This is a genomic window from Asanoa sp. NPDC049475 (genome assembly GCF_040676915.1).
Taxonomy (GTDB): domain Bacteria; phylum Actinomycetota; class Actinomycetes; order Mycobacteriales; family Micromonosporaceae; genus Asanoa.
Window position 1 is genome coordinate 38259 of sequence record NZ_JBFAPY010000012.1, and the last position, 25159, is coordinate 63417.

Below are 25159 nucleotides of genomic sequence, written 5' to 3' on the forward strand. Positions count from 1 at the left end.
CCGGTCTCACCCGGCCTTTTGCCCCGCTGCGTGCGGTTCAACCCCATCATGCGTCCTCGCGGCGGGACACCCGCGGACCGTGACGGGCGCGGCGTGCCGCGTACCCTGCTCGCCATGGTCGATGCCTATCCGCGGGAGCCGATGGTCGACCTCGACCGCCCGGCACCCGAGCGACCGCCACGGTTGCGCGCCGGGTGGCAGCGGTTGCGCACGGCCCGCCTCCAGGCCGGCGCGGTCGCCCTGGCCGCGGTCGTCGGAGCGGTGGCCGGCGGGGTCGGCGTGCACCGATGGGAGGCGCGGCAGGAGCGGCTGGCGGAGACGAGCACGGTCGTCCTGCGCGCACAACTGCTGGACCCGAACGACCTGAGCGGCAGCAGCGACGGCACCGCCTCGACGATGGTGGTCAACCTGACGCTGGTCAACCTGGGTCCGCTGCCGGTCGACGTGGAGGACTTCACAGCCGAGCGCGACGGCCTGACCTTCCGCAACGCCTCCCAACAGGTCACGGTCCGGCCAGGTTTCCGCACGGTAGCGGTGTCGATCAGCTTCACCTGCGCCAGACGCACGATCGCGGGCAGCGTGCCGCTCCCGCTGCGGCTGCGCGTCCGCACGGCCGACGGCCAAACCCGCACGGTCGAGACCCCCGTGGAGATCGGGGCCAAGTTCTGGGTGCAGTTCCTCGAGAACCTGTGCCGCAACAAACCCTAGCCGTGCCAGGAGCGCCATAGGGCCGCGTACGCGCCGTCCGCGTCGACCAGGTCGTCGTGGGTGCCCAGTTCCGTGATCCGGCCGTCCGCGAGCACCGCGACCCGGTCCGCGTCCCGGGCCGTGTTGAGGCGGTGGGCGATCGCGATGACCGTGCGACCGCCGAGGACCGCCGCCAATGCCCGTTCCGTGCGCCGCGCCGTCGTCGGGTCGAGGGCCGCCGTCGCCTCGTCCAGGATCAGGGTGTGCGGGTCCGCCAGCACGATCCGGGCCAGGGCCAGCTGTTGCGCGTCGGCCGGGCCGAGTTGGTGCGCGGCTCCCTCGCCGAGCATCGTGTCGAGGCCGGCGGGCAGCGTCGCGTACCAGTCGGCGCCGACCGAGACCAGGGCGCGGAGCATGTCGCCGTCGGTGGCGTCGGGCGCGGCGAACGACAGGTTGTCGCGGAGCGTACCGATGAAGACGTGGTGTTCCTGAGTGACCAGCGCGACCAGGCGGCGGCGCTCGGCCGGGTCGATCTCGGCGACCGGCACGCCGCCCAGCGTGACGGCACCGTGGTGCGGCGCCTCGGTGCCGGCCAGCAGCCGCGCCAGCGTCGACTTGCCGGCGCCCGACGGGCCGACGATCGCCAGCCGCTCTCCCGGACGCAGGTCGAGGTCGATGCCGTGCAGCACGTCGTGGCCGTTGGCGTAGGCGAACCGGGCTCCGCGCACCACGATCCGCTCGTCGCCGGGCGCGGGCACGACGCCGCGCTGCTCGGGCACGCCGAAACCGACCCCGAGCACCCGGGCGTACGAGGCGACGCCGCGCTGGGCCTGCTCGATGAACTGGAGCACCCGGTCGAGCGGGTCGATCGCCTGCTGGAGCAGCAGCGCGGCCGCGACCACGTCGCCGACGCTGACCGCGCCCCGGGGCACGAGCACGCCGCCGACGAGCAGCACCACCGAGATCGGCACCGCGTAGCTGGCCTCGACCACCGGGTAGAACACCGAGCGCAGCGCCAGCGTCGCCCGGCGGGTCAGCCATTGGCGCGTCACGCGGGTCGTGCCGCTGGTGACCCGCTCGCCGCTCAGCCGGAACGCCTCGACGGTGCGGGCGCCCTCGGCGGTGGTGGTCAGCGCCTCGGTCAGGTCGGCGGCGGCCGCGCCCTCGGCGAGGTAGGCGGGGCTGGCCCGGCGCAGGTACCACCGCGTGACGGCGAGGATGCTGGGCAGCCCGGCCAGCGCGACGAGCCCGAGCAGCGGGTGGATGAGGAAGACGGCGCCGACCATCAGGACGACCTGGGACGCCGCGATCAGCAGGATGGGCACCACGTCGCGGACCGTCGTGCCGACCGTGGCCACGTCGACGGAGCTCCGGTTGGCCAGATCACCCGTGCCGGCCCGCTCGACGACGGCGGCCGGCAGGTCGAGCGCGCGGCGCACGAACCGCTCGCGGAGCCGGGCGATGGCCCGTTCGCCGAGCCGGTAGCCGACCAGGTAGCCGTAGCGCAGGAGCACGGCCTGGACCAGCGTGCAGACGGCGATCGCCAGCGCCAGCCTGTCGATCCGGGCCACGGCGGCGCCCGACAGCACGTCGTCGACGATCGCGCCGAGCAGCCGGGGGGCGGCCAGGCCGGCGGCGGCCGCGGCGGCCTGGAGCAGCAGCACGATGACGACCGCGGAGCGCTCGCCGGCGAGCAGGTCGCGGCTGGACCGGCGGGTGGTCGCGCGGTCGGCGACGGGCAGCCCGGTCATCCGGCCACCTCCGCGTCGACGTCGCGGGCGACCAGCGCCCGGTACGCCGGGTCGGTGGCGAGCAGGTCGGCGTGGCTGCCGGTCGCGGCGACCCGGCCACCGCGCAGGAACGCCACCTCGTCGGCCTGGCCGAGCAGCAGCGGCGAGGTCGCCACGAGCACGGTCGTGCGGCCGGCCCGGGCGGCCCGCAGCCGCTGCGCGATCCGGGACTCCGTGTGCGCGTCCACCGCCGAGGTCGGGTCGACCAGGATCAGCACCTCGGCGTCGGCCAGCATCGCCCGGGCGAGCCGGATCCGTTGCCGCTGGCCGCCGGAGAGCGTGCGGCCCTGGGTGCTCACCTCGGTCTCGAGGCCGGCGGGCAGCGCGTCGACGATGTCCTCGGCCGCCGCCGCGTGGACGCCGGCGTCGACGTCGACCGGCGTGCCGCGGTCGAGCGTGCCGCGCAGCGGACCGGCGAAGAGGTAGGCGTCGTGGTCACCGATCAGGATGCGCCGGCGCACCTCCCGCAGCGGAACGCCGCTCAGCGGCACGCCGCCCCAGGTGACGTCGCCGGGCGCGTACCGGGCCAGCCGGTCGGCCAGCGCGGCGGCGGTGCCGGGGTCGTCCGCGGCGACCGCGACGAGGCGGCCGGCCGGCACGGTCAGTCCGCTGTCGGGGTCGTGCAGGTCGGCGGGGCCGGCCGGCGCGTCGACCGCCGGTTCGGCCCCGTGCTCGTCTGGCCGCGTCGTCAGCAGCGCGATGATCCGGCGCGCGGCCACTCGACCGCGGATCACGTCGTGGGCGGAGCTCAGCAGCATCCAACAGGGAATGGCGAGGATGGAGCAGTAGCCGTACACGGCGATCATCTCGCCGACCGTGATCTGGCCCGTCGCCGCCAGATGGGCCGCGACCCAGACGACGATCGCGGCGAAGAACGCCGGCACGGCGATGGCCAGCCCCTCGATCCAGCTGTTGACCGCGGCGACCCGGTAGCCCTCGCCGCGGAGCTCGCGCGAGTCACGGTCGTAGCGCTCGGCGAACAGCCCGCGGCCACCGACGCCGGCGAGCACCCGCAGCCCGGCGACGATGTCGGCGGCGCGGGCGGTCAGCGCACCCTGCCGGCGCCGGTAGTCGGTCTCGACCCGTTCGAGCCGGCGCAGCAGCGGGGCGATCACCGCGACCACGGCGGGCACGCCGACCACGACCAGCAGCGCCAACGGAGGGGCGATGGTCCAGAGCACGACCGCGACGGCGGCGTACGCGGCCAGGGCACCGACCCCGGGTCCGCAGAAGGTCAGCACGTGCGAGACGTACGAGATGTCGCGCCCGCTGACGGTGGCGACCTCACCCGCGTCGAGCCGGCGTGAGACGGCCGACCCGGTGCGGGCCAGGTGACGCAGCACCACCTCGGCGGAGCGGGCGCTGGCGTCCTCCCGGACGAACGTCATCGTGCGGTGCCGCATGATGCCGAGCCAGGCCAGCAACAGGCCGGACGCGACGATCGCGCCGACCCAGAGGACCAGCGTGCCGTGGTGGCCGGCGCGCAGCCCGTCGTCGACGGCGCGGGAGATGAGGTATGGGCGCACCGCGAGGCCGACCATCCAGGCGGTGCCGAAAAAGCCACCGCGCAGCACCCGCCACGGCTGGCTGCGGATCAGCCACCAGATGTAGCGGAACGGTCCCCGTATGTCGGGCACCCCGGGATCGGCATGGGGGATCTGCGGGGGCACGAGTTCAACCTACCGTCGGCCACTGTTTCGCCCCACGCAGTTTTCTGCCAGGATCATATCCACGCATTGAAGTATTTCTTCATTCGAGTGGAGGTCCGTGTATGAGAAACCGCTGGCTGCGCCTGCTCGGCGCGGCGTGCGTCGCCTTCCTCCTGCTGCCGACCGCACCGGCGCTGGCGGCACCGACGTTCAAGGTGCCGTTCCCCTGCGGGCAGGCCTGGTCGGGACAGACCCGCACCAACCACAGCCCGGCCAACGCGATCGACTTCAACCGTACGAACGACGACGGCGACCCGGTCGTGGCCAGCGCGGCCGGCACGGTCGACGTGGTCACGAACCTGGGTGACACCAGCTACGGCCGGTACGTCCGGATCAACCACGGCGGCGGCTACACGACGTACTACGCGCACCTGAGCGCGTTCAACGTGTCGGTCGGGCAGTCCGTCGGCTACGGCTCGGTGATCGGCTACGTCGGCACGAGCGGCGGGTCGACCGGCCCGCACCTGCACTACGAGCAGCGGCTCAACGGCTCCGCCGTGCAGGTCCGGTTCAACGGCACCCTGGCGCTGTACTGGGGCACCAAGACCTACACGAGCGACAACGCCTGCTCCGGCGGCTCCGGCAGCGGGACGGTCAACACCGCCGGCACGCCGCTGACCGTGCGCTCCGGGCCGGGCACGTCGTACGCGTCGGTCGGCACGGTCGCCGACGGGACGCGCGTGACGATCCAGTGCCAGACCAACGGCAGTTCGGTGACCGGCACGTACGGCACCAGCACGATCTGGGACCGGATCGGCTCGGGCCGCTTCATCGCGGACGCCTACGTCCTGACGGGCTACGACGGGTTCATACCCGGCGTGCCCCGCTGCTGACAGACGGCTGAGCGGGCGGCGCTAGGCTCGTGCGTCATGGCGCCGCCCGTTTCCGACGAGGACGTGCCGCGGTTCTGGGCGGGACCTCCACGCGTGGACGCTGCACCTCCAGGTAGCCGACTTCCACCCGGCCGACCCGATCCGCGGCTGCGAGCGGTCATCGCGCACCTGGGCGCGCCGGAGTACCTCGAGTTCCTGGCCCTGACGGAGACGTATGAGCGGGTCGCCCTGGACACGACGATGATGTTCACGGACTTCTTCGACCGCGCGCCTGCGAAGCGGTGTGCACGACACGTACGCCACGACGCGTTAAATCGGTTGACCGGGGTCGTGGTCCGGCTGGTAGCTTTCACGCGATCGTGACACCGCTCGAGGAGGTGAGACCCATGCACGCGCAGTCAGGATGGGTGCTCCCCCTCGTCGTCATGGTCCGGCGACCCAGCTAGGTGTCGCCGGGAGCGCCCGACACGAGGCACTCCCCGAAAGGCACCACCGATGGTTCTGCAGTTCACCGCGGATACGTCCGCCAACGGCGTCCGCGAACGCGACTTCACCCTGGGCGACGTCCCCGGCGTCCTCTGGTCGCCCGCCGACGGACCCGGCCGCGCTCCCCTGGTCCTGATGGGCCACGGCGGCGGCACCCACAAGAGGTGGCCGGCGATGACCGGCCGCGCCGCGCTCCTGGTCGCCGCCGGCGGCTTCCACGTCGCCGTCGTCGACGCGCCCGGGCACGGTGACCGGCCGCGCACGCCGCACGACGAGCGGGAGGTCGCCGAGCTCTTCCGGGCGCGGGCGGCCGGCGAGCCCGAGGGCCCGATCGTCGTCCGCTACAACGCCCACCTGGCCGACCGCGCCGTGCCCGAATGGCGGGCGACCCTCGACGCCCTGCAGGAGCTTCCGGAGATCGGCCCCGACGGACCGGTCGGCTTCTACGGCCTGAACATGGCGACCGCGATCGGGGTGCCGTTCGTGGCGACCGACCACCGCATCACCGCCGCCGTGTTCGGCCTCCACTGGCCCGATGCCCTGGCCGAAGCGGCCAGGAAGATCACGATCCCCGTCGAGTACGCGCTCCAGTGGGACGACGAGCACATCCCGCGCGAGGCCGGCCTGGCGCTGTTCGACGCCTTCGCCTCGACGGAGAAGACGCTCCACGCCAACACCGGCCGGCACAAGGACCTGCCGCGGTTCGAGTCCGACAGTGCCGTCCGGTTCTTCGTGCGCCATCTGCGGAGAAGCTAGGCGAACAGTTCCCGGAGGACGCGGATCGTGCGGAGCTCGTCCTCCGGGCCGCCGCCGTCGTGGTCGTTGTAGGGCCACACGGCGATGTCCTTCGGGCCGGCCCAGACGTTGTGGGCGGCGTACACGGTGGATGGTGGGCAGATCGGGTCCATCAACGCCACCGAGAACGAGCCGAGGCAGCTGGCCCGCCGCGCGAACGATGTGCCGTCGAAGTACGCCAGCGTCTTGAACGCCTGCTCGGCCTTGGTGCGATGGGTGGCGCACCAGCGCACGATCTCCGCGTACGGGTTGGCGTCGGTGACCTCGACGGCCCGCCGGAACGCCGACAGGAACGGCACGTGCGGGATGGCCGCGGCGATGTCGTGGCGCAGCCCGCCGACCGCGACCGACAGCGCGCCGCCCTGGCTGCGCCCGGTCACCGCGATGCGGGAGGCGTCGACGGCGGGGTGCGCCGCCGCGGCGTCGACCGCGCGGTACGCGTCGACGTAGAGCCGCCGGTAGTAGTAGTCGTCGGGGTCGAGGATCCCGCGCGTGACGTAGCCGGGGACGGCGGGACCGGACGCACCCGGGTCGGCCGTGTCGCCGGTGCGCCAGGTGCTCCCCTGCCCGCGGGTGTCCATCACGAAGTGCGCGTACCCGGCGCTGGCGTAGGCCAGCCATTGCAGCGGCTCGCCGCGGCCCCCGCCGTACCCGATGTATTCCACGATCGCGGGCAACGGCCCGGACCGGTCCGCCGGCAGGATGAGCCAGCCCTTGATGGGGTTGCCGCCGAAGCCCGCGAACGTCACGTCGAACGTCTCGACGGTCGTCAGCAGCGCGTCATAGGGCGTGAACGAGGCGGCGACGGGCACCTGCGAGGCGTCGGAGAGGGTGCGCGACCAGAACGCGTCGAAGTCGGCGGGCTCGGGCTCGGCCTCGTAGCGGTAGGCGGCGAGCTCGTCGAGGGACAGGTCGAACTGCATGCGGGCTGCTCCCCGGTCGTGGGCGGTCAAGCTCACGTGGTTCTACCAGTCCACGCGTCCGCTCGCCAGGAAGTGCGCCACACCGGCGCCGGCCCAGCGATCGGGCCGGCGCCGGAACGGCCAGGAGACCTACGGGGTCGCCAGGTCGAACTGCTCCCACGGCCCGATCGCGGTCCGGTTGGCCACCAGCGGGTTCGCACCGGCGTTGTCGGCGCAGACGTAGCGGCCGTTGACCGTCGCCTGCAGGCTTACCGTGCCGTTCGAGTTGCGCACCAGCCGGAACGTCTCCCAGCCACCGACGGCGGTCCGGTTGGCCACCAACGGGTTCGCACCGGCGTTCTCGGCGCAGACGTAGCGGCCGTTGACCCGCGCCCGCAACGCCACGTTGCCACCGCTGAGCGGGACCACGTCGAACCCCTCCCACGTGCCCAGCCCGGTGCCGCGGGCGACCAGCGGCCCGTTGCCGGCGTCGGTCGCCTGCACCCAGAGGTTGTTGGCCCGCGACCGCAGACCGGACGCGCCGGTCGGTGGCGGCGTGACCACCGGCTGCGTCGGGCGCGTCGCGGTCAGGGCGAGCTGGCCCTTGAGCATCCGCCCGCCGTCCGCCGTCAGACGCAGGTAGTAGTCCGACGAGCAGAACGTCCCGTCCTCGTCCAGAGCACGGATGCCAGCACCCGCCGGCGTCGTCGCCTGCGTCTCCGACGTCTTCGCGATCTGGTTGCCCTCGTTGTACTCGTCGAACATCGACACGTACAAGCCGGCCGAACCCAGCCTGATCATGTTGTAGAGGTGCCGCCAGTAGAAGTCACCGTGCCTGCGGTGCCCCGACGACAGGTCACCGGGCATCACGCAGGGCTGGTAGTCGATGCCGCTGGCGTCGCAGTCGGCCTTGTCGGGCACGTTCACGTTGGCGTAGAACGAGTCCAACCCCGCCAGGTCGCCCGTGCGACCCACCATCCACGGCGAGATCATGTTGAACGCGTGGTAGACCTCGGAGAAGCCTGGACGGGAGTCGTTGATGCCCTGCCGCCAGTACGTCGGGACGCCGCCGATCACGTAACAGCCCTGCGCCTTGAACCAGTTGACGACATCGAGGCAGGCCGCGGGCGCGAACGGACGGCCGTCGTCGTTGAAGCCGAAGCCCCAGATACAGACGACCGGCTTGCCGTTCTGCCGGGCGTAGGCGGACGAGGCCACGTGGGAGGACATCTTCGTCGTCCAGTCGGTCTTGATCTCCGACTGCATGTTCGTCCAGCTCGTGACGTCGTACATGATGTAGAACTTGCGCCCGTAGCGCTCGGCGGCGGCCCGCACCTTCTGCGCCATCACGTCCCGGGTCGGCCCCTCCCCCGAGACCGGGTTGAAGCGTTGGAGCGCGGCAGTGTCGCAGCCGTACTGCTGCATCCACCTGAAGTGCGTGTCGACGGTCTGGTCGTCGTACGACGAGAACAGCTGCGCCGGCTGCCCGTTGCCGAGGCTCGGGTACGCGGTCGTGTAGCCGCGCGTGTACTCGCGCATGTCGGGCCAGGAGACGATCGTCGTGTTGGCCGGCGACGGCGGCTGGAACCGGTCCCGCGACCAGTGCCACCAGCCACCGATCGGCGCACCGTCGCCCGGGCAGGCGAACCAGCCCTGATAGCCGACGGAGATCTTCCCGACCACGTCGCCGGGCGGACTGGGAGCGGCAGCGGCAGCCGGCGCGGCCGCGAAAGCAGGGGTGGCGAGCGCGGCACCCGCGCCAGCGAGAACGGTTCGGCGTGAGACACCCATCGGGTCTCTCTCCTCTCGGGCCACCGCCGAATGGCCGCATTGTTATGGTTTAGTTGACTGATCGGACCCAAGGTAAACCCGAGAGGTCCGATCGGTCAACGTTCGTCAATATCAGGCGGGCACGTTCCACTTCTGGTTCGCGGCGCCCGTGCAGGTCCAGATCTGCGCCGGCGTCCCGTTGGCCGGGTTGTTGTCGACGACGTCCAGGCACTTGTTGGCGCTGGCGCTGATCAGGTCCCGCGCCGAGGTCGCCGTCCACCGCTGGTTGGCGCCGCCGGTGCAGGTCCAGATCTGGGCTCTGGCCCCGTTCGCGGTCGAGTTGTCCCGCACGTCGAGGCACTTGCCCAGCGCCCGCACGGTGCCGTCGGTGCCGACCGTCCACTGCTGGGCCGCGGTGCCGTTGCAGTCGTAGAGCTGCACCGCCGTACCGTCGGCGCTGTTGGCACCTGCCACGTCGAGGCACTTGCCCGCCAGCCCGGTGATCGGCCCGGTGCCACCCGTCGGCGGGTTCGACGGTCCACCCTGGGTGCCCGACCACGTGAAGGTCGCGGTCGTGCGGGCCGGCAGCGTGTACGTGAACGACTGTCCACCCCAGAGCACCCGGATCGACTGGCCGCTGGTGCCGCCGTTGTGCGCGATCAGCGCCTTGGAGCCGTCACTGTTGCGCCAGGCCACGTTCTGCACCGTGCCGTTGGCCGTCGAGTCGATCCGCTGCGCGCCCGGGCGGACGAACCTGGTCAGGTGCCCGGTCGTGTAGTACTCGATGGTGTAGTCGACCTGCCCGGCCCGGGAGCCGCCCTCCTGCACGGTGATCAAACCGGTGCAGGTGCCGCAGCCGCCGTTGTGCGGACCCATCGACTGGTTGAGCGCGAGGCTCCACTTGACGACGGACTCGCTCCAGTTCCGGGTGTAGTTGACGATGTCGGCCATGTCCTCGTTGTGCTGGTTGCCGATCCAGGTGCCGCCGGAGTGCTCGGTCGAGAACTGGTGCACGGCGGGATACTGGCTCTTCACCTGCGAGCCGACCGACGGGCTGCCCGCGTACCCGTGCCAGGCGATCCCGGCGAAGAGCGGGTCGTTGCGCAACGTGGCGTCGGAGACGATGCCGGCGCCGATCTGGCCCCAGTCGCCGTAGTTCCAGTCGTGCACCATCACCTTGGTGGTGATGCCGGCCGCCCGGAACGCGGGCAGCAGGTGGTTCTTGGTGAACTCCAGCAGCCCGGACGAGTTCCAGCTCATGCCGGGATAGTTCATCGCCGTGGGGTTGCCGGCCTGGCAGCAGTTGGGCTCGTTCTGCACGGACACGTAGTTCACCGGGATGCCGGCCGCCTGGTACATCCGCACGTAGCGGACGAAATACTGGGCGTACATCGGGTAGTACTCCGCCCGGAGCCAGCCCATCTGGTCCATCCGGCCGTTGTCCTTCATCCAACCGGGCGCGCTCCACGGGACGCCCTTGACGCGCAGCGCCGGGTTGAGCTGCCGCGCCTGCTGCGTCAGCAGCCGCACATCGTTGTCGTACCCGTTGGCATGGAAGTCGTTGAGGTCGCAGCAGGTGTCGTCGAGCGAGATGTTGCCGGGCCGCGACAGGTCGGACGCGCCGATCGGGTTGCGGACGAACGAGAGCCCGATGCCGTCCGTCGGGTGGAACAGCTTGCGCATCACGGCGTCGCGGGTGGCGGCGCTGACCGGGCCACCCCGCAACAGGTACGCGGTGGTGTCGGTGATCGACGCGCCGGCACCCTCGAACGTCTGGTAGCGCGTGTTCTCGTTGACGGTGATGGTGTGCGTGGCGCCGGGGCTGCTGGCCGCGAACGCGATCGACGCCTGCTGCTGGAGGCCGCGGGTGACGGTGCGGCCGCCGCCGTCGGAGGTGGTGGTGAGCCAGATGTTGACCGGTTCGTTCGCCGCGTACGCGGGCTGCCCGACGACCGCGGCCGCCAGGAGGACGCCCAGCGCGATGCTGCCGGCGATCCGTGCTCGTGACATGCTCGTCCTTTCTCGATCGATGGATGTCACTGTCCCTCGCCGACAGGGTGCTTAACAGGAAACACCCTTTACAGATTGATGTCAATCCACGTCTGCGCACCCTTGTACGCTCAGTCCGTGAGCCTCGACCAGATCAGCACCCCGAGCCGCGTCGCCGGCCGGGGCGAGGGCGTCAGCACCGCGGAGCTCGGCCTGGCCGCGCGCAACCACGGCATGCCGCTGGAGGCGATGCGCTACGACCTCACGCCGCCCGGCCTGCACTACCTGCTGATCCACTACGACATCCCGTTCGTGGACCCGGCTGCCTGGTCGCTGCGGCTGGACGGGCACGTCGAGCGCCCGCTGACCATCGACCTCGACACGCTCAAGGCTCTTCCGTCGCGCACGGTGCGCTCGACCATGGAGTGCGCCGGCAACGGGCGCGCCCGCCTCGAGCCGCGTCCGGTCAGCCAGCCGTGGCTCGTCGAGGCGGTGGGCACGGCGGAGTGGACCGGCGTCCCGCTGCGCGACGTGCTCACCGCGGCCGGCGTCTCGCCGGGCGCCGTCGACGTCGTGTTCACCGGCGCCGACCACGGGGTCGAGCGCGGTGTCGAGCAGGACTACCAGCGCAAGCTCACCGTCGCCGAGGCGCTCGACCCTGACGTGCTGCTGGCGTACGCGATGAATGGCGCGCCCCTGGCTCCGCAGCACGGCTTCCCGGTGCGGCTGCTGGTGCCGGGTTGGTACGGCATGACCAACGTGAAGTGGCTGACCCGCGTCGAGGTGCTGGACCACACGTTCGAGGGCTTTCAGCAGAAGGCGTACGTGGTGCGGCAGAGCGCCGACGAGCCCGGTGAGCCGATCACCCGGATCGCGCCCCGGGCACTGGTGATCCCGCCCGGCTTCCCCGACTTCATGACGCGCGGTCGAGTGGTCCGGCCGGGGCTGGTGACGCTGGAGGGCCGCGCCTGGTCCGGCCGCGCGCCTGTGACGGCGGTCGAGGTCAGCGTCGACGGCGGCGGCTCGTGGTCGCCGGCGGCGCTGGCACCGGACGGCGGGCATCGCTGGGCCTGGCGGCGGTGGACCCACGAGTGGCTGGCCGCGCCGGGACAGCACGTGGTCACCGCGCGCGCCATCACGGCGGACGGCGAGACGCAGCCCGTCGAGGCACCGTGGAACCGCGGCGGGTTCGTCAACAACGCCGCTCACCAGATCCCGGTGACCTGTCTGGAAGCCTGAGAACCATCCCCTACCCGGGCGTAGCGTCGGGGTAACTGTTCACGGGGGGAAGGACAGCTTCATGTCTGGGATTTCCAGGTCTGGGTTCTCCAGGCTCTGGGTGAAGGTCGGTGCCGGTGTTGCCGGAGCGGCGCTCGTGGTCACCGGGCTCACGGCCGCGACCACGGCGAGCGCGAACGACTCGAAGGCCGCACCGCCGGCCAGCGTCACCGTGCAGACCCGCAACGGGCCCAACGGGGCGTACCTGACCGACGGCCAGGGCAACACGCTCTACCTGTTCGTTGCCGACACGAGCAACAAGTCGACCTGCAACGACGCCTGCGCGACGCAGTGGCCGCCGCTCGTCACGCAGGGCGCCGTGGTCGCCGGCAGCGGCGTCGACGCGGGCAAGCTGGCCACGTCGACCCGGCAGGACAACACGAAGCAGGCGACCTACAACAACCACCCGCTCTACACGTTCATCGCCGACACCGCGCCGGGCCAGACCAACGGCCAGGGCGTCAACGCGTTCGGCGCGCTGTGGTGGACCGTCAACCCGAACGGTGACGCCATCACCGCCCGTGGGAGCAACGCACCCGGCGGCGTGGTGTACTGACCTAGTGTGCGGGCCGTCCTTTATGGACGGCCCGCACTTACTCAGTCGAAGTCGGCGACCTTGACGTCGTCCGGTGCCGGACGGCCGCGTCCGGTCTCCACGAGCTCCTTGAGGCTCAACAGGTAGGAGCCCCACTTGGTGGAGCAGTGGTGCATGAACTCGACCGGCTCGCGCCAGCCCTCGTGCTTGAAGAGCACGATGGTGTACGCATCGCGCCGCTCGAACCGCCAGTCGACCTCGGTGCCGATCCACTCGGGCGGTCCCTCGACGACCCGCCACCGCACATGGCCGGTGGGGTCGAGCTCCAGGATCTCCATGTCGAAGCCGCCGAGGTCACCGAACCGGAACGCCAGCCGCTCGCCGACCTCGCTCTTGCCCACGGTGTCCGTGGTCCACCAGCCGGCGAGCCCTTCGGGGGTCGCCACGGCACGGTAGACGTCGTCGAGCGGCGCGACCGTGCCGACCCGGTGCAGGATGTCAACCATCGTTGTCTCTCTTTCGCTCTATGGCCTCTGCGAGGCGCTTGATGCGGCGCAGTCGGGCATCCCAACTGGAGCCGACCGCGTTCAGTTGGGCGACGGCCCTGGCGAGCTGGGCCTCGTCGACGTGGTAGTGCCGCTCACGGCCGGCCGTTCTCGCGGTGACCAGGCCGACCCGGTCCAGGACGGCCAGATGCTTGGCGACCGCCTGCCTGGTGACCGGCAGCTTCTCGGCCAACGACGTGGCGGTGCCCGATCCCCCGGCGAGCAACAGGTCGATCATCGTGCGCCGGGTCGGGTCACCGACCGCCGACCACAGGTCGTCGTTCATCTCTTTTCCAGGTACGCGCCCAGCGCCGGGATGTAGTGGTCCCAGCCGGACACGTGGTCGTTGTACGCCGCTTCCAGCACCGCGATCTCCCAACCCATCTCGCGGAACCCGGTCTCGGTCATCCGGATCCGGGTGCCGTTGTCGGTGGGCAGCAGGTCGAAGGTGACGAGCAACGCCGGCCCCTCTCGCTCCGGCTCGGCGTAGCACCAGCGGAACGAGAACCGCTTCGGCGGGTCGACCTCGACGACCGTGAGCGCGACGGTCATGGTCTCGCCGGTGTCGGCGTCACGCCAGAACAGCTCACCCGGCGCGCCCGGGACCGGCTCGAACCGCGCCTCGTCGGGCCACCACTCCTGGATGTGCTCAGGCTTGCTGACCACGTCGAACACGACATCGGGTGAGGCGTCGACGAGGATGTCGCGCTCGATGGATCCGTACTCCACAGCCCTGCCCTTCCGCAACCTTTTGTTGCGTGTAACGCTAGCCCGCGGTCCGGCTTCGCGCAACCTTTGGTTGCCCATGGGTCGCCACCGGTCGCCGTTTGGCTCTCGTGACGACGCGGCCCGGTGTCTAGCGTGTGGCCATGGGCTTCTGGGACGACGTCGAGCGACACATGGTCCGGTACTCCGGTGCCGGGCGGTTCACCCCCGAGGTGATCGTGCGGGCCGAGGGGAGCTACGTGTTCTCCGAGTCGGGCCGGCGGATCCTCGACTTCACCTCCGGCCAGATGAGCGCGATCCTGGGGCACTCGCACCCCGACATCGTGGCGACGTTGCAGCGTCAGGCGGCGTCGCTCGACCACCTGTTCAGCGGCATGCTCAGCCGTCCCGTGGTCGACCTGGCCCGCCGGCTCGCCGGGTCCCTGCCCGACCCGCTGGAGAAGGTACTGCTGCTGACCACCGGCGCCGAGGCCAACGAGGCCGCCATCCGCATGGCGAAACTGGTCACCGGAAAGCACGAGATCGTGTCGTTCGCGCGCTCGTGGCACGGCATGACCCAGGCCGCGGCGAACGCCACCTACAGCTCAGGACGCAAGGGGTACGGCCCGGCCGTGCCGGGCAACTTCGCGATCCCTGTGCCGTTCCGTGAGGTCGACTGGCCGGGCCAGCTCGACCTGGCGTTCGACCTCGTCGACGCGCAGTCGGTCGGCGCCCTGGCGGCCTGCATCGTCGAGCCGATCCTCAGCTCGGGCGGCGTGATCGACCTGCCCGAGGGCTACCTCGCGGCGCTGCGGGACAAGTGCCACGAGCGCGGCATGCTGCTCATCCTGGACGAGGCGCAGACGGGTCTGTGCCGCACGGGCACCTGGTACGCGTTCGAGCGCGACGGCGTCGTACCCGACATCCTGACCGTCTCCAAGACCCTGGGCGCCGGGCTGCCGCTGGCCGCGGTCATCACGTCGACGGAGATCGAGGAGACCGCACACGAGCGCGGCTACCTGTTCTTCACCACGCACGTCTCCGACCCGCTGGTCGCCGCCGTCGGCAACACGGTGCTCGACGTGCTGGAACGCGACAAGCTCGACCTGCGGGCCGCCGAGTCGGGCGCCTTCCTCAAGGACGGCCTGCGTGAGCTGGCGAGCCGGCACGAGGCGATCACCGACGTACGCGGCAGGGGTCTGCTGGTCGGTCTGGAGCTGACCTCCGACGAGCTGGGCGCCGCCGTCACCAGGAGATGCCTGGAGCTCGGCCTGCACATGAACGTCGTGCAGCTGCCCGGCATGGGCGGCGTGTTCCGGATCGCGCCGCCGCTGACCGCCTCGCGTCAGGAGCTGGCCGAGGGCCTCGACATCCTCGACCGCGCGTTGTCGGCCGCCTAAGGGGTCGTCATGAATGGCGAGGGGATGGCGGTACGCGGCGCGCGGCCCTCGTGCTGCTCGTAGGCGTCACGGACCCGCTGCGGGATGGCACCCCGGTCGCCGACCTGCTCGAGCCCGAGCTGCGCGGCATACTTCTGTCCCCACGCCCGGATCGCCTTGGTCTCCTCGCGCAGGCTGGCACCCTGCGCGGAGATCACGGTGCGGGTGTGGCGGGTGCCGTCGGCGGTCACCTTCGTGCCGGCCTCGACGAACGGCTGGAGCGTCCGCCGCAGCTTGTCGGCGTTCTCGTCGGACAGGTCGATCTCGAAGGCCACGCCGTCGAGAGCGAACGTCACCGTCTGGTTGGCGGTGCTGCCGTCGATGTCGTCCACAAGCTTGACGATGGTCTCTTTCGCCACTGGGCGCGTCCCTTACCTGGATGAACGAGCGTTTTGCTCCGCCTACCGTAACTGATCACCGATCCGGCCCGTCGCCGTCATGCGACCTTTCCTGCTGCCAGCCGGTGCCGCGGACCGTCCTGGCGCGGACCTGGACGTCGGCGTCGAACCTCAGCGTGTCGCGCGGCGGTGCACCACCGTCATCGCGGCCACGCCGAGCAACCCGGCCAGCGGTGCCAGGGCGAAGCCCGCGCGGACGTCGCCTGCCGCTAGCGGGCCGGTCAGGGCCGCTCCCGTGGCGCTGCCGACCGTGAACGCCGTGACGATCCACGCGAACGCCTCCACGACCGTGCCCTTCGGGGCCAGGTCGTCCGTCGCCAGGAAGACCGCGGTCAGCAGCGGGGGCAGCGAGAAGCCGCTCACCGCGACCAGCACCGCCATCGCGCCCACGTCGGGCATCAGCAGCAGCGGCAGGTAGCCCACCGCGAAGCACACCGCCAACAACGGCAGCCGACCCGTTCCGCCCGGGCGAGCCCGGGTGTAGAGCAGGCCGCCCACCAGCGCTCCCCCGGCCTGCGCCGCCAGCAGCCAGCCGCTCAGGCCTCGGTCGCCGCTGGACTCCGCGTAGGCCGTCAGGACCACCGGCAGGCTGCCCACCGCCGCCCCCGCGCAGGCCACGCCGGCGACCAGGACCACGAAGCGCGGCACCCGCAGCGGACCCGCCCAGTGCCGGGGGGCCGGCTCACCCCGCCAGACCCGCACCGGACGCGCCAGCGCGAAGACGATCGCGCCCGCGAGCTGGCAGGCCGCCGCCGCCACCAGGCCCGCCGGCGGACCCGCCACGCCGACCGCCGCCAGCGTCACCAGGGGGCCGGCCACGAAGATGATCTCCTGGAGGGCGATGTCGAGGGTGTACGCGGCCGGGACCGCCGGTGGTGGCACCAGCGCCGGCCAGAGCGCCCGCAGGCAGGCCTCGAGCGGCGGAGTTCCCAGGCCCGCGAGCGCCGCGCCGGCAAGAGTCGGCACCAGCGCACCACCGCCGGCCGCGACCAGGAGAAAGCCGACCGCCGACAGGGCCGACGAGCCGTACAGGACCGGTGGCTGGCGCCAGCGGTCGACCGAGCGCGCCAGCAGCGGCGCGCTCACCGCCATGCCGGCCGTGTAGACCGCGACCACCACGCCGGCCATGGCGAGGCTGAGCGACTCGCGGGAGAACAGCAGCAGGGCCAGCGGACCCGACGCCAACGGCAGGCGGCCGACCTGGCTGGCGAGCAGCAGCCGAGGCACGCGCGGTGCGCGCAGCACGGTCCGGATGCCGGGCGGGGACGGCGAGACGACTATAGACATAGGACATCGCTCCCGGGAAAGAGAGAAAGGGACAAGGGGCCGGAATGAGCCCGTGTCTCAGGGAGCGAAGTCGCCGCGGTTGTGATCGTTGCCATAGAGGGGCAGCGGCGGAGTGATCCAACGCGCGAAGGCGGCGACGGGGATCACACGGGCATTCTAGCGGTGACCGCGGTCCAACGTATAGCGACGCTGCACCAACAGGGCCGCCACCAGCAGCACCGTCGGCACGATGCCGAACCCGTAGCGGACCGCGTCGAGGGCCGACGCGGACTGTCGCACATCGTCACCCGACGAACCCACGAATCCGCCGATGGCCAGGCAGGCGGCATAGAGGTAGGGCCCGATCGCGCCGCCGGCCGAGTCGGCAGCGGTCCAGACACCTGTGTAACTCCCGGAGTCGGCGATCTTGCGCCCCGCGGAAGCGGCCACCACGTCCGGCAGCATCGCGAAATAGAGCAGCTGCAGCGCGGCGAACGCGACGCCGAGCACCGCCACCACCGCGACCAGCACGGCGAGCGGGACGCGGCTGCCGAGCGCGAGGACCAGCCCGCCCGCCGCGAACACCCCCTGCGCCACCAGCAGGCCGCGCTGCTTGCCGATGCGCCGGGTCACCGCGAGCCAGACCGGGGTCGCCACCAGCGCGGGGCCCAGGAACGCGGCGATCAGCACGGTGGTCAGCCCCGACCGGCCGAGCTCGTAGGTGGCGTAGTAGGGCGCCGCCGCCAGCACCAGGTGGGTAGCGGTGCCGGTCAGGAGATAGGCGGTGACCAGCGGCCGGAACTGCGGGTCACGCAGCGAGCTCAACAGGACCCGGATGCCCCGCAGCGGAGGCGGCGCCGCGTTCACCGGCGTTCCCGCGACCGCGCCGAGCCGGCGTACACCGTTGATCCCCACCAGCATCGCCGCCAGCATTCCGACGGCCAGCGCGCACCCCATCACCACGTACCCGGTGCGGGTCGGATCGTCGCCTCCCACGAGCACCGGGGCGAGCACGCCGCTCGCCAGGATGCCGACGGTCAGCACGACCATCCGGAACGACATGAGCCGGGTGCGCTCGTGGTAGCCGATCGCGAGGTCCGCCGGGGTCGCGAGATACGGCACCTGGTACGCCGCGAAGAGCAGGTTGCCGAGGACGTAGAACGCGGCGACCCAGATCGCGGCGGCGTTGCCGGACAGGCCGCCGGGCACGGCGAACAAACCCGCGAAAGCCAGCGGGAGTACGCACGCCAGCAGCATCAGGGTCAGCCGGTGGCCGTGCCGGGCGCGCTGCACGTCGGAGACGTGGCCGACGAACGGGTGCAGCAGCACGTCGGCGATCTTCGGCACCAGCAGCGCGAAGCCGGCCGCCAGTGGTCCCACGGCCAGCACGTCGGTGAGGAAGTAGAGCAGGAGCAGGCCGGGCACGGTGATCCAGACGCCCATGCCGATCGAGCCGGTGGCGAAGGCCAGCAGGCCGGTGCGGGGCAGGCTGACGGTGCCGGTCGCGGTGGTCGGCGGGGCCGGGGTCCGGGTCATGCGCGCTCCTCGAAGTGGTTGACCGGACGCGCCCGCTGCCAGCACGATCCACTGGCGAACTTAATTGTCTACGGATCGGGTGTGCAATGGCTGCACGGCCAGAGGTCGTGGTGATCGGTGCGGGGCCGGCGGGCCTGGCCACCTTGAAGGCGTTGGCCGACCGCGGCATCGACGCGGTGTGCCTCGACGCGGGCGACCGGCCCGGCGGGCTGTGGGTGCTCGGCGGCCCGGGCTCTGCCGCCTACCGGACGCTGCACCTCAACACGAGCCGGACCCGGACGCAGTTCGCCGACTTCCCGATGCCGGCCGACTGGCCCGACTATCCGAGCCACGACCGGATCCTCGACTACCTGACCGCGTACGCGGAGAAGTTCGGGCTGGGCGAGGCGATCCGGCACGGGCACGTCGTGACGAACGTGCGCCGCACGGACGACGGCGGCTGGTCGGTCGACGCCGACGGCCCGGACGGCCGGGTGTCGACGAGGGCGAGCCACGTCGTCGTCGCCTCCGGGCACAACAGCGTCCCCCGCTGGCCCGACCCGCTCCCGGACGGGCTGACCGCCGACCAGGTGCACAGCCACGACTACCGCGACCCGCGGCAGCTCGCCGGCCGGCGCGTGCTCGTCGTCGGTGGCGGCAACTCGGCCATGGACATCGCCGCCGACGCGTCGCACGTGGCGAACCGGACGATCCTGTCGCTGCGCCGCGGTATGTGGGTCGTGCCCAAGTACCTCTTCGGCCGGCCGTCGGACACGCTCAACGGCGCGCTCGCGACCCGGCTGCCGTGGCGGTTGCGGCAGGCGGTGAGCCAGACGATGCTCCGCCTGGCCACCGGCCACCCCACGGCGCACGGCCTGCCCAGCCCGGAGCACGGTTTGCTTCAGGACCACCCGACGCTGTCCGACGTGCTCGTCTCCCGGGTCGGCCACGGCGACATCACCATCCGTGGCGCGATCGCCAAGGCGGAGGGCTCGGTCGTGGAGTTCGCGGACGGCTCGCGCGACGAGGTCGACCTGGTCGTCTGGTGCACCGGCTACCGGCCGGAGATACCCTTCCTCGACGTCCTGGGCGACCAGGTCCCGCTCTACCGGCACGTCTTCCACCTGGACGAGCCGGGGCTCTCCTTCGTCGGCCTCATGCAGTCGACCGGCTCGGCACTGCCCATCGTGGAGTCCCAGGCGAGGCTGGTCGCGGCCCACCTCGCGGGCGCCTACACCCTCCCCTCGCCCGCACGGCAACGCGCCGACCGCGCGCGAAGGCTGCGCCAGGCTCACGACCGGTGGGGCGACCGGCGCACCGCCATGCGGATCGACTTCGACGCCTACCAGAAGCTCGCGGCCGACGAACTGCGCCGGGGCGCACGATGAAGCGGGTCATCGTCACCGGTGCCGGCGGCACCATCGGCCGCGCCCTGTGCGAACGCTTCCGCGACACCGGCGCCCAGGTGATCGGCCTGGACCTGACGGTGCCGGCTGACGCGCCGGTGCCGATCCTCGCCTGCGACCTGACCGACCAGGCCCAGGTCGAGGCCGCCGTCGGCGAGGCCGTCGCGCGCCTGCGAGGCCTGGACCTGCTCGTCAACAACGCCGGCATCGGTGGCCCGGCGCCGGCCGAGCTGCCACCTGACGCCGTGGTGCGGCAGCAACTCGAGGTCAACCTGCTCGCGGCCTGGTCGACGACGGCCGCCGCGCTGCCCGCGCTGGAGGAGGCACGCGGCCGCGTCGTCTTCATCGCCAGCCGGATGGCGGCCCTGGCGCTCCCGCTCGCCGCCGCGTACGGCGTGAGCAAGCGCGCCCTGGTCGCCTACGCCGACGCCCTCCGCCTGGAGGTCGGCACGCACGTCGGCGTCACCGTGGTCTACCCGAGCATGATCGCGTCGCCGATCCACGACTCGACCGCCGCCGCCGGCCTGTCCCTGGACGGCGTCTCGCGCTACGAGCCCGTCGAGGGGGTGGTCGCGGCGGTGATCAGGGCAGCCACGGCCCGCCGTCCCCCGGCCGACCTCGCCACGACCCGTCGCGGCCGGCTGGAGATCGCGATCGCCCGCCACTTCCCCGCCCTGGCCCGGCGCATGGTGACCCGCACGGTCTCCGCGCGGCTGGCGACTGGCGCGTTCGACAACTCGCCGCTCGCCGCCGGCCTGCGCCGGCGCGCCGGAGGCGAGGACCGTCGCACCGAACGCTGACGCCGACTCAGCCCTGTTCCGCGCCGGCGACGCCGTAACGGCGGACGGCCCGGCGGGCCAGGGACATGCGGTGCACCTCGGACGGCCCGTCGTAGATCCGGAACGGCCGAAGCTCGCGGGCGATCCGGGCGACCGGCAGGTCGGCCGACACGCCCGCGCCCCCGCACATCTGCACGGCCCGGTCGGCCACCCGGAAGAGCGCCTCCGCGCCGAAGACCTTGGCCAGGGACGTTTCCTCGCGCCCCGCGCCTCCAGCGTCAAGCACGCGGCACGCGGTGAGCAGCAATGACCGCGTGGCCGCCAGGTCGAGCTCGTTGTCCGCGATCATCAGCTCGACCATGCCCTGCCGCGCCAGTGGGGCGCCGAACGCCGACCGGGAGCTGACGTAGGACACCGCCGCCTCGTGCGCCCGCTGCGCCGCGCCCAGCCAGCGCATCACGTGCGTCAGCCGCGCCGGGCCGAGGCGGACCTGGGCATAGCGGAAGCCTTCGTCGACGGCGCCCAACACGTCTTCGTCGGCGACCTCGACGTCGGTGAAGGACAGCTCACAGTGTCCACCCACCATCGATCTGTCCATTGTGGGCACGTGCCGTGTGATCTCGATTCCGGGACGGTCGGCCGGCACCAGGAACATCGTCGCCCCGCCTGGCGTCCGGGCCATGACAATGTAGAAACCCGCGCCGTCGGCTCCGGTGATGAACTTCTTCCGACCGGTCAGCGACCATGCGGATCCGTTGCGGCGGGCGACCGTCAGCAGCGCGCTCGGGTCCGACCCGGCCCCCGGCGGCGGCTCGGTCATCGCGAACGCCGACCGTTGCTCGCCTCGGGCCAACGGCGCCAGATAGCGGGACCGCTGCGCGTCCGACGCGACCTGGTCGAGCAGGTGCAGGTTGCCCTCGTCGGGAGCGTTGATGTTGAGCGCCATCGGCCCGAACAAGGACCGCCCGGCCGCCTCGAAGACCGGCGCCCGCTCCACCATCCCCAGGCCGAGCCCGCCGAACTCGCGCGGGGCGTGCGGCGCGAAGACCCCCGCGGCGCGCGCCAGTTTCTGGAGGTCGACCCGGAGCCGGTCACCTCCGGCGGCGGTCGCGTCCCCGTCGAACGCGTCCTCCAGAGGAAGGACCTCGGAGTCGACGAACGCCCTCGTACGCCCGACGAGATCTTCCAATCGGCTGGTCATGCGGCACCTCGCTGTCGGGGACCAAGTTTCAAAAAAGTTTCACGTAGGTGTTGCTCGTCACTCGGTCCAAGGTCCAGACTCTCGCTACCGAGCGAGCGCTCGGCCTGTATCAGACTGATACGGACGGAAGGGCGCGTCAATGGCGACGGAGACACCCGAGACCACGTTCGCCACGTGGCTGGACCGATTCACCGCGGCACTGCGCGACGCCGACGTCGCGGGCACCACCGCGCTGCTCGCCCGCGACTGCTGGTGGCGCGACCTGCTGGCCCTCACCTGGGACCTGGGCACCTACCACGGCCAGGCAGCGGTGACCGCGATGCTGACCAAGCACCTCGACGCCGGCTCGATGACCGACCTCACGATGACCACCGAGTTCGGCCCCCGCGACGCCGACGGCGTCGTCGAAGGCTTCATCACGTTCGAGACCCCGCTCGGCTTCGGCCGGGGCGCGATCCGCCTCGTGGAACAAGACGGCGAACGGGTCGCCTGGACCGTGCTGACCGAGCTCGACGACCTGCGCGGCCACGAGCGGGCGATCGGCCAGCACCGGTCGCGCGGCCCGCGCCACACCCCGGCCGACGGCGGCCGCAACTGGCGCGAGGAGCGCGAGGAGCACGTCCGGTACGCGGGCAAGGACCCCGACGTCGTCGTCATCGGCGCGGGCCAGGGCGGCCTGACGGTGGCGGCGAACCTCGGCCTCATGGGCGTCGACACGCTGATCCTCGAGAAGAGCGAGCGGGTCGGCGACGGGTGGCGCAAGCGCTACCACTCGCTCGTCCTGCACGATCCCGTGTGGGCCGACCACCTGCCGTACATGCGCTATCCCGAGTCATGGCCGGTCTACTGCCCCAAGGACAAGATCGCCGACTGGTTCGAGTCGTACGCGGCCGCCATGGAGCTCAACGTCTGGACCTCGGCCGAGCTGACCAGCAGCCACTTCGACGAGGACAGCGGCCGGTGGACGCTAGTCGTCCGCACGCCGGACGGCGAGCGGGAGCTCCACCCGCGCGACGTCGTCCTGGCCACCGGCGCGGCGGGCGAGCCGAACATCCCCGCCGTCCCGGGGCGCGACGCGTTCGCGGGCACCAGCTACCACTCCAGCCGGCACACCGACGCACGCCAGTGGGCGGGCCGGAAGGCCGTGGTCGTCGGCGCCTGCAACAGCGGCCACGACATCGCGCAGGACCTCTACGAGGCCGGCGCCGACGTCACGCTCGTGCAGCGCTCGTCGACGCACATCATCAGCCAGGAGCACGGCATCCCGGCCATCTTCGGCAGCAACTTCGTCGAGGGCGGCCCGCCCACCGCGTACGCGGACCTGCTGGCCGCCGGCACACCCTGGCCGCTGGTGCTCGAGTTCGCCAAGGACGGCGTCAAGGAGACCGCGAAGAAGGACGCCGACCTGCTCGCCGCGCTCGACGCCGTCGGCTTCAAGCGCAACGACGGTCCGGACGGCACCGGCCTGATGGGGTACGCGCTGGCGTACGGCGGCGGTTACTACATCAACGTGGGGGCCTCGGAGCTCATCGCCGACGGCAAGATCAAGCTTGCCCAGGGCTCCGGGCTCGCGGAGTTCACGCCGGAGGGCATCCGCCTCGAGGACGGCCGCACGCTCGACGCCGACCTCGTCGTGCTCGCCACCGGCTACCAGAACATGCGCGAGACCGCGCGGCGGCTCTTCGGCGACGAGGTCGCCGACCGGCTCCCGCTCGTCCTCGGCGTCGGGGAGGACGGCGAGCTCGGCGGCCTCTACCGGCGCACCGGTCACCCGGCGTTCTGGTACACGGGCGGACCGCTCGCCTGGGTCCGCATCTATTCCAAGCACCTCGCCCTGCAGATCACCGCGAAGCACGCGGGACTTCACACGCCCTGACGGGACGAGCGCCGGCAACCGGGTGGCCCGACCGAGGCCACCCCGATGCCGCGCGCCCGAAACCGCCCGGGCCCGACCGATAACCGCGCAGCCGAAAGGAGTAACCCAGTGAAGCGTTCTCGTGGCGCCACCCTCCGGGCAGTCATCGCCGGAGCGGCCAGCGCCAGCATCCTTCTGGTCGCCGCGTGCGGCGGCAACGACGCCGGCGACGGCGGCTCGGGCTCCGGCTCGAAGCTCGTCTACTTCATGGCACCCAACACGACCCCCACCCGCTACATCCAGCAGGACGGCCCGGCGTTCGAGAAGGCGATCAAGGCGCTGGACCCGACCGTCGAGGTCAAGTTCGTCAACGCCGGCGGCGACTCCAACCAGCAGCTCGCCCAGGCCAACGCGGCGATCGCGGCCGGCGCCAAGGCCCTCGTCGTCGTCGCGGCCGACCCGAACACCAGCGCGGGCCTGCTCCAGGCCGCCGAGCAGGCCAAGGTGCCGGTCATCGGCTACGAGAACCCGCCGGTCAAGGGCACCCTCTACAGCCAGGTGATCTTCGACCCGGAGAAGGTCGGCGCACAGCAGGCCACCTACTTCGCCGAGCAGGTCACCAGCGGCAAGCTCGGGGCCAAGCCGGTCAAGGTCGCGCGCCAGTACGGCAACAAGGGGGACGTCTACACGACCCAGATGCTGGCCGGGCAGAACAAGGTGATCGACCCGCTGATCGCGAGCGGCGACATCCAGGTGGTCTGCGAGGACTACATCAAGGACTGGGCGCCGGACAACGCGACCAAGGCCACCGAGCAGTGCCTGACCAAGACGCAGAACGGCGTCGGTGCCTTCTTCGGCTTCTACGACGGCATCACGGCCGGCATCATCGCGGCGCTCAAGGGCAAGAACGTCAAGATTCCGGTGTACGGAGGTCAGAACCCCGAGTTGACCGGACTTCAGTACATGCTGACCGGCGACCAGCAGGACAACGTGCTCAAGGCGTTCAAGGTCGAGGCGGAGGCCGCGGCGAAGATCGCGATCGCGGCGATCGGTGGCCAGCAGCCCCCGGCCGACCTGGTCAAGGACAAGATCGACAACGGCGCGATGCAGGTGCCGACGGCCAAGCTCGACGCCACGCTGATCCACCTGGAGGACGGCAAGGACCCCGGTGACGCCGTCCAGCAGGCCGTCGACCTCGGGATGTTCACCTGGGCGCAGATCTGCACGGGACCGGCCGCCGACACGGAGACCTGCAAGACCCGCAACAAGTAACCCC

The 25159-nt window shown here is 71.6% G+C and carries 22 protein-coding genes and 1 pseudogene; 11 read left to right on the forward strand and 12 right to left on the reverse strand.

Annotated features, from left to right (window positions below; genetic code table 11):
* Positions 1 to 114 precede the first annotated feature (114 nt).
* The gene (locus AB0J88_RS36650; protein ID WP_364359463.1) at positions 115 to 708 is read left to right on the forward strand and encodes a hypothetical protein; all 594 of its coding nucleotides are present in this window, start codon (positions 115 to 117) and stop codon (positions 706 to 708) included.
* On the opposite strand, the gene AB0J88_RS36655 is transcribed toward AB0J88_RS36650, so the two are convergent.
* Together AB0J88_RS36655 and AB0J88_RS36660 are read right to left on the reverse strand one after the other, a co-directional pair.
* Positions 705 to 2438: an ABC transporter ATP-binding protein gene (locus tag AB0J88_RS36655; RefSeq protein WP_364359466.1), complete on the reverse strand. Its 1734-nt coding sequence runs from the start codon at positions 2436 to 2438 to the stop codon at positions 705 to 707. The genes AB0J88_RS36650 and AB0J88_RS36655 overlap by 4 nt on opposite strands.
* Positions 2435 to 4147: an ABC transporter ATP-binding protein gene (locus tag AB0J88_RS36660; protein WP_364359469.1), complete on the reverse strand. Its 1713-nt coding sequence runs from the start codon at positions 4145 to 4147 to the stop codon at positions 2435 to 2437. The genes AB0J88_RS36655 and AB0J88_RS36660 overlap by 4 nt, the downstream gene beginning before the upstream one ends.
* Before the next feature lie 101 nt (positions 4148 to 4248).
* Here AB0J88_RS36660 and AB0J88_RS36665 point away from each other — a divergent pair, with 101 nt between their 5' ends.
* The 3 genes and pseudogenes from AB0J88_RS36665 (at position 4249) to AB0J88_RS36675 (ending at position 6261) form a co-directional block, all read left to right on the forward strand.
* Positions 4249 to 5019, forward strand: a complete 771-nt coding sequence (locus tag AB0J88_RS36665; protein WP_364359472.1) for a peptidoglycan DD-metalloendopeptidase family protein — start codon at positions 4249 to 4251, stop codon at positions 5017 to 5019.
* A gap of 141 nt (positions 5020 to 5160) precedes the next feature.
* Positions 5161 to 5289 (forward strand): annotated as a pseudogene (locus AB0J88_RS36670) (amidohydrolase); the annotation flags it as partial.
* A 225-nt stretch (positions 5290 to 5514) separates the two neighbouring features.
* Positions 5515 to 6261 carry an alpha/beta hydrolase gene (locus AB0J88_RS36675; protein ID WP_364359475.1) on the forward strand — a complete coding sequence of 249 codons (747 nt, stop codon included), beginning with the start codon at positions 5515 to 5517 and terminating at the stop codon, positions 6259 to 6261.
* Here AB0J88_RS36675 and AB0J88_RS36680 read toward each other — a convergent pair.
* The 3 genes from AB0J88_RS36680 to AB0J88_RS36690 all read right to left on the reverse strand — a co-directional run bounded on the left by AB0J88_RS36680 (position 6258) and on the right by AB0J88_RS36690 (position 10982).
* Positions 6258 to 7223, reverse strand: coding sequence for an acetylxylan esterase (locus AB0J88_RS36680; RefSeq protein WP_364359478.1), 966 nt, complete (start codon positions 7221 to 7223; stop codon positions 6258 to 6260). The two genes, AB0J88_RS36675 and AB0J88_RS36680, sit on opposite strands and share 4 nt — an antisense overlap.
* A gap of 129 nt (positions 7224 to 7352) precedes the next feature.
* Positions 7353 to 8993 (reverse strand): lectin, encoded by a 1641-nt coding sequence (locus tag AB0J88_RS36685; protein ID WP_364359481.1) that lies wholly within the window; start codon positions 8991 to 8993, stop codon positions 7353 to 7355.
* Between the two features lie 111 nt (positions 8994 to 9104).
* A complete protein-coding gene (locus AB0J88_RS36690; protein WP_364359484.1) occupies positions 9105 to 10982 on the reverse strand; it encodes a lectin in 1878 nt (625 codons plus the stop codon).
* A gap of 117 nt (positions 10983 to 11099) precedes the next feature.
* Here AB0J88_RS36690 and AB0J88_RS36695 point away from each other — a divergent pair, with 117 nt between their 5' ends.
* Both AB0J88_RS36695 and AB0J88_RS36700 read left to right on the forward strand, forming a co-directional pair.
* Complete coding sequence (locus AB0J88_RS36695) at positions 11100 to 12200, forward strand: sulfite oxidase (RefSeq protein ID WP_364359486.1); 1101 nt, start codon at positions 11100 to 11102, stop codon at positions 12198 to 12200.
* A 61-nt stretch (positions 12201 to 12261) separates the two neighbouring features.
* Positions 12262 to 12795 carry a hypothetical protein gene (locus tag AB0J88_RS36700; RefSeq protein ID WP_364359489.1) on the forward strand — a complete coding sequence of 178 codons (534 nt, stop codon included), beginning with the start codon at positions 12262 to 12264 and terminating at the stop codon, positions 12793 to 12795.
* A 41-nt stretch (positions 12796 to 12836) separates the two neighbouring features.
* On the opposite strand, the gene AB0J88_RS36705 is transcribed toward AB0J88_RS36700, so the two are convergent.
* From AB0J88_RS36705 to AB0J88_RS36715, 3 genes are read right to left on the reverse strand one after another with little or no spacing between them, the layout of a single operon-like run.
* Positions 12837 to 13280 (reverse strand): SRPBCC domain-containing protein, encoded by a 444-nt coding sequence (locus AB0J88_RS36705; protein WP_364359492.1) that lies wholly within the window; start codon positions 13278 to 13280, stop codon positions 12837 to 12839.
* A complete protein-coding gene (locus tag AB0J88_RS36710; RefSeq protein ID WP_364359495.1) occupies positions 13273 to 13605 on the reverse strand; it encodes a metalloregulator ArsR/SmtB family transcription factor in 333 nt (110 codons plus the stop codon). The genes AB0J88_RS36705 and AB0J88_RS36710 overlap by 8 nt, the downstream gene beginning before the upstream one ends.
* A complete protein-coding gene (locus AB0J88_RS36715) occupies positions 13602 to 14048 on the reverse strand; it encodes an SRPBCC domain-containing protein (protein WP_364359498.1) in 447 nt (148 codons plus the stop codon). The genes AB0J88_RS36710 and AB0J88_RS36715 overlap by 4 nt, the downstream gene beginning before the upstream one ends.
* Positions 14049 to 14188: 140 nt before the next feature.
* Between AB0J88_RS36715 and AB0J88_RS36720 the strand changes: the two genes are divergently transcribed.
* Positions 14189 to 15424, forward strand: coding sequence for an aspartate aminotransferase family protein (locus AB0J88_RS36720; protein ID WP_364359501.1), 1236 nt, complete (start codon positions 14189 to 14191; stop codon positions 15422 to 15424).
* Here AB0J88_RS36720 and AB0J88_RS36725 read toward each other — a convergent pair.
* From AB0J88_RS36725 to AB0J88_RS36735, 3 genes are all read right to left on the reverse strand, one after another.
* Entirely contained in the window at positions 15421 to 15822 is a 402-nt protein-coding gene (locus AB0J88_RS36725) for an Lsr2 family protein (protein WP_364359504.1), read from the reverse strand. The two genes, AB0J88_RS36720 and AB0J88_RS36725, sit on opposite strands and share 4 nt — an antisense overlap.
* 150 nt (positions 15823 to 15972) lie before the next feature.
* Positions 15973 to 17148, reverse strand: coding sequence for an MFS transporter (locus AB0J88_RS36730; protein ID WP_364359507.1), 1176 nt, complete (start codon positions 17146 to 17148; stop codon positions 15973 to 15975).
* A gap of 156 nt (positions 17149 to 17304) precedes the next feature.
* Positions 17305 to 18663, reverse strand: coding sequence for an MFS transporter (locus AB0J88_RS36735; protein WP_364359510.1), 1359 nt, complete (start codon positions 18661 to 18663; stop codon positions 17305 to 17307).
* A gap of 86 nt (positions 18664 to 18749) precedes the next feature.
* On the opposite strand from AB0J88_RS36735, the gene AB0J88_RS36740 reads away from it, so the two are divergent.
* Entirely contained in the window at positions 18750 to 20030 is a 1281-nt protein-coding gene (locus AB0J88_RS36740; protein ID WP_364359513.1) for an NAD(P)-binding domain-containing protein, read from the forward strand.
* Complete coding sequence (locus AB0J88_RS36745; protein ID WP_364359516.1) at positions 20027 to 20848, forward strand: SDR family NAD(P)-dependent oxidoreductase; 822 nt, start codon at positions 20027 to 20029, stop codon at positions 20846 to 20848. The genes AB0J88_RS36740 and AB0J88_RS36745 overlap by 4 nt, the downstream gene beginning before the upstream one ends.
* Before the next feature lie 7 nt (positions 20849 to 20855).
* Here AB0J88_RS36745 and AB0J88_RS36750 read toward each other — a convergent pair whose 3' ends face one another.
* Complete coding sequence (locus AB0J88_RS36750) at positions 20856 to 22028, reverse strand: acyl-CoA dehydrogenase family protein (RefSeq protein ID WP_364359519.1); 1173 nt, start codon at positions 22026 to 22028, stop codon at positions 20856 to 20858.
* 139 nt (positions 22029 to 22167) lie between these two features.
* On the opposite strand from AB0J88_RS36750, the gene AB0J88_RS36755 reads away from it, so the two are divergent.
* Together AB0J88_RS36755 and AB0J88_RS36760 are read left to right on the forward strand one after the other, a co-directional pair.
* Positions 22168 to 23904 (forward strand): NAD(P)/FAD-dependent oxidoreductase, encoded by a 1737-nt coding sequence (locus AB0J88_RS36755; RefSeq protein WP_364359522.1) that lies wholly within the window; start codon positions 22168 to 22170, stop codon positions 23902 to 23904.
* Between the two features lie 108 nt (positions 23905 to 24012).
* Entirely contained in the window at positions 24013 to 25155 is a 1143-nt protein-coding gene (locus AB0J88_RS36760; protein WP_364359525.1) for a substrate-binding domain-containing protein, read from the forward strand.
* Positions 25156 to 25159 lie beyond the last annotated feature (4 nt).

Excerpts from the sequence above, each read along its gene's own strand:
- AB0J88_RS36700 (WP_364359489.1), top strand. The coding sequence starts at position 12,262 with ATGTCTGGGATTTCCAGGTCTGGGTTCTCCAGGCTCTGGGTGAAGGTC.
- AB0J88_RS36740 (WP_364359513.1), top strand. The coding sequence starts at position 18,750 with ATGGCTGCACGGCCAGAGGTCGTGGTGATCGGTGCGGGGCCGGCGGGC.
- AB0J88_RS36655 (WP_364359466.1), bottom strand. The coding sequence starts at position 2,438 with ATGACCGGGCTGCCCGTCGCCGACCGCGCGACCACCCGCCGGTCCAGC.
- AB0J88_RS36665 (WP_364359472.1), top strand. The coding sequence starts at position 4,249 with ATGAGAAACCGCTGGCTGCGCCTGCTCGGCGCGGCGTGCGTCGCCTTC.
- AB0J88_RS36650 (WP_364359463.1), top strand. The coding sequence starts at position 115 with ATGGTCGATGCCTATCCGCGGGAGCCGATGGTCGACCTCGACCGCCCG.
- AB0J88_RS36675 (WP_364359475.1), top strand. The coding sequence starts at position 5,515 with ATGGTTCTGCAGTTCACCGCGGATACGTCCGCCAACGGCGTCCGCGAA.
- AB0J88_RS36720 (WP_364359501.1), top strand. The coding sequence starts at position 14,189 with ATGGGCTTCTGGGACGACGTCGAGCGACACATGGTCCGGTACTCCGGT.
- AB0J88_RS36710 (WP_364359495.1), bottom strand. The coding sequence starts at position 13,605 with ATGAACGACGACCTGTGGTCGGCGGTCGGTGACCCGACCCGGCGCACG.
- AB0J88_RS36690 (WP_364359484.1), bottom strand. The coding sequence starts at position 10,982 with ATGTCACGAGCACGGATCGCCGGCAGCATCGCGCTGGGCGTCCTCCTG.
- AB0J88_RS36705 (WP_364359492.1), bottom strand. The coding sequence starts at position 13,280 with ATGGTTGACATCCTGCACCGGGTCGGCACGGTCGCGCCGCTCGACGAC.
- AB0J88_RS36685 (WP_364359481.1), bottom strand. The coding sequence starts at position 8,993 with ATGGGTGTCTCACGCCGAACCGTTCTCGCTGGCGCGGGTGCCGCGCTC.
- AB0J88_RS36750 (WP_364359519.1), bottom strand. The coding sequence starts at position 22,028 with ATGACCAGCCGATTGGAAGATCTCGTCGGGCGTACGAGGGCGTTCGTC.
- AB0J88_RS36735 (WP_364359510.1), bottom strand. The coding sequence starts at position 18,663 with ATGACCCGGACCCCGGCCCCGCCGACCACCGCGACCGGCACCGTCAGC.
- AB0J88_RS36755 (WP_364359522.1), top strand. The coding sequence starts at position 22,168 with ATGGCGACGGAGACACCCGAGACCACGTTCGCCACGTGGCTGGACCGA.
- AB0J88_RS36745 (WP_364359516.1), top strand. The coding sequence starts at position 20,027 with ATGAAGCGGGTCATCGTCACCGGTGCCGGCGGCACCATCGGCCGCGCC.
- AB0J88_RS36730 (WP_364359507.1), bottom strand. The coding sequence starts at position 17,148 with ATGTCTATAGTCGTCTCGCCGTCCCCGCCCGGCATCCGGACCGTGCTG.
- AB0J88_RS36680 (WP_364359478.1), bottom strand. The coding sequence starts at position 7,223 with ATGCAGTTCGACCTGTCCCTCGACGAGCTCGCCGCCTACCGCTACGAG.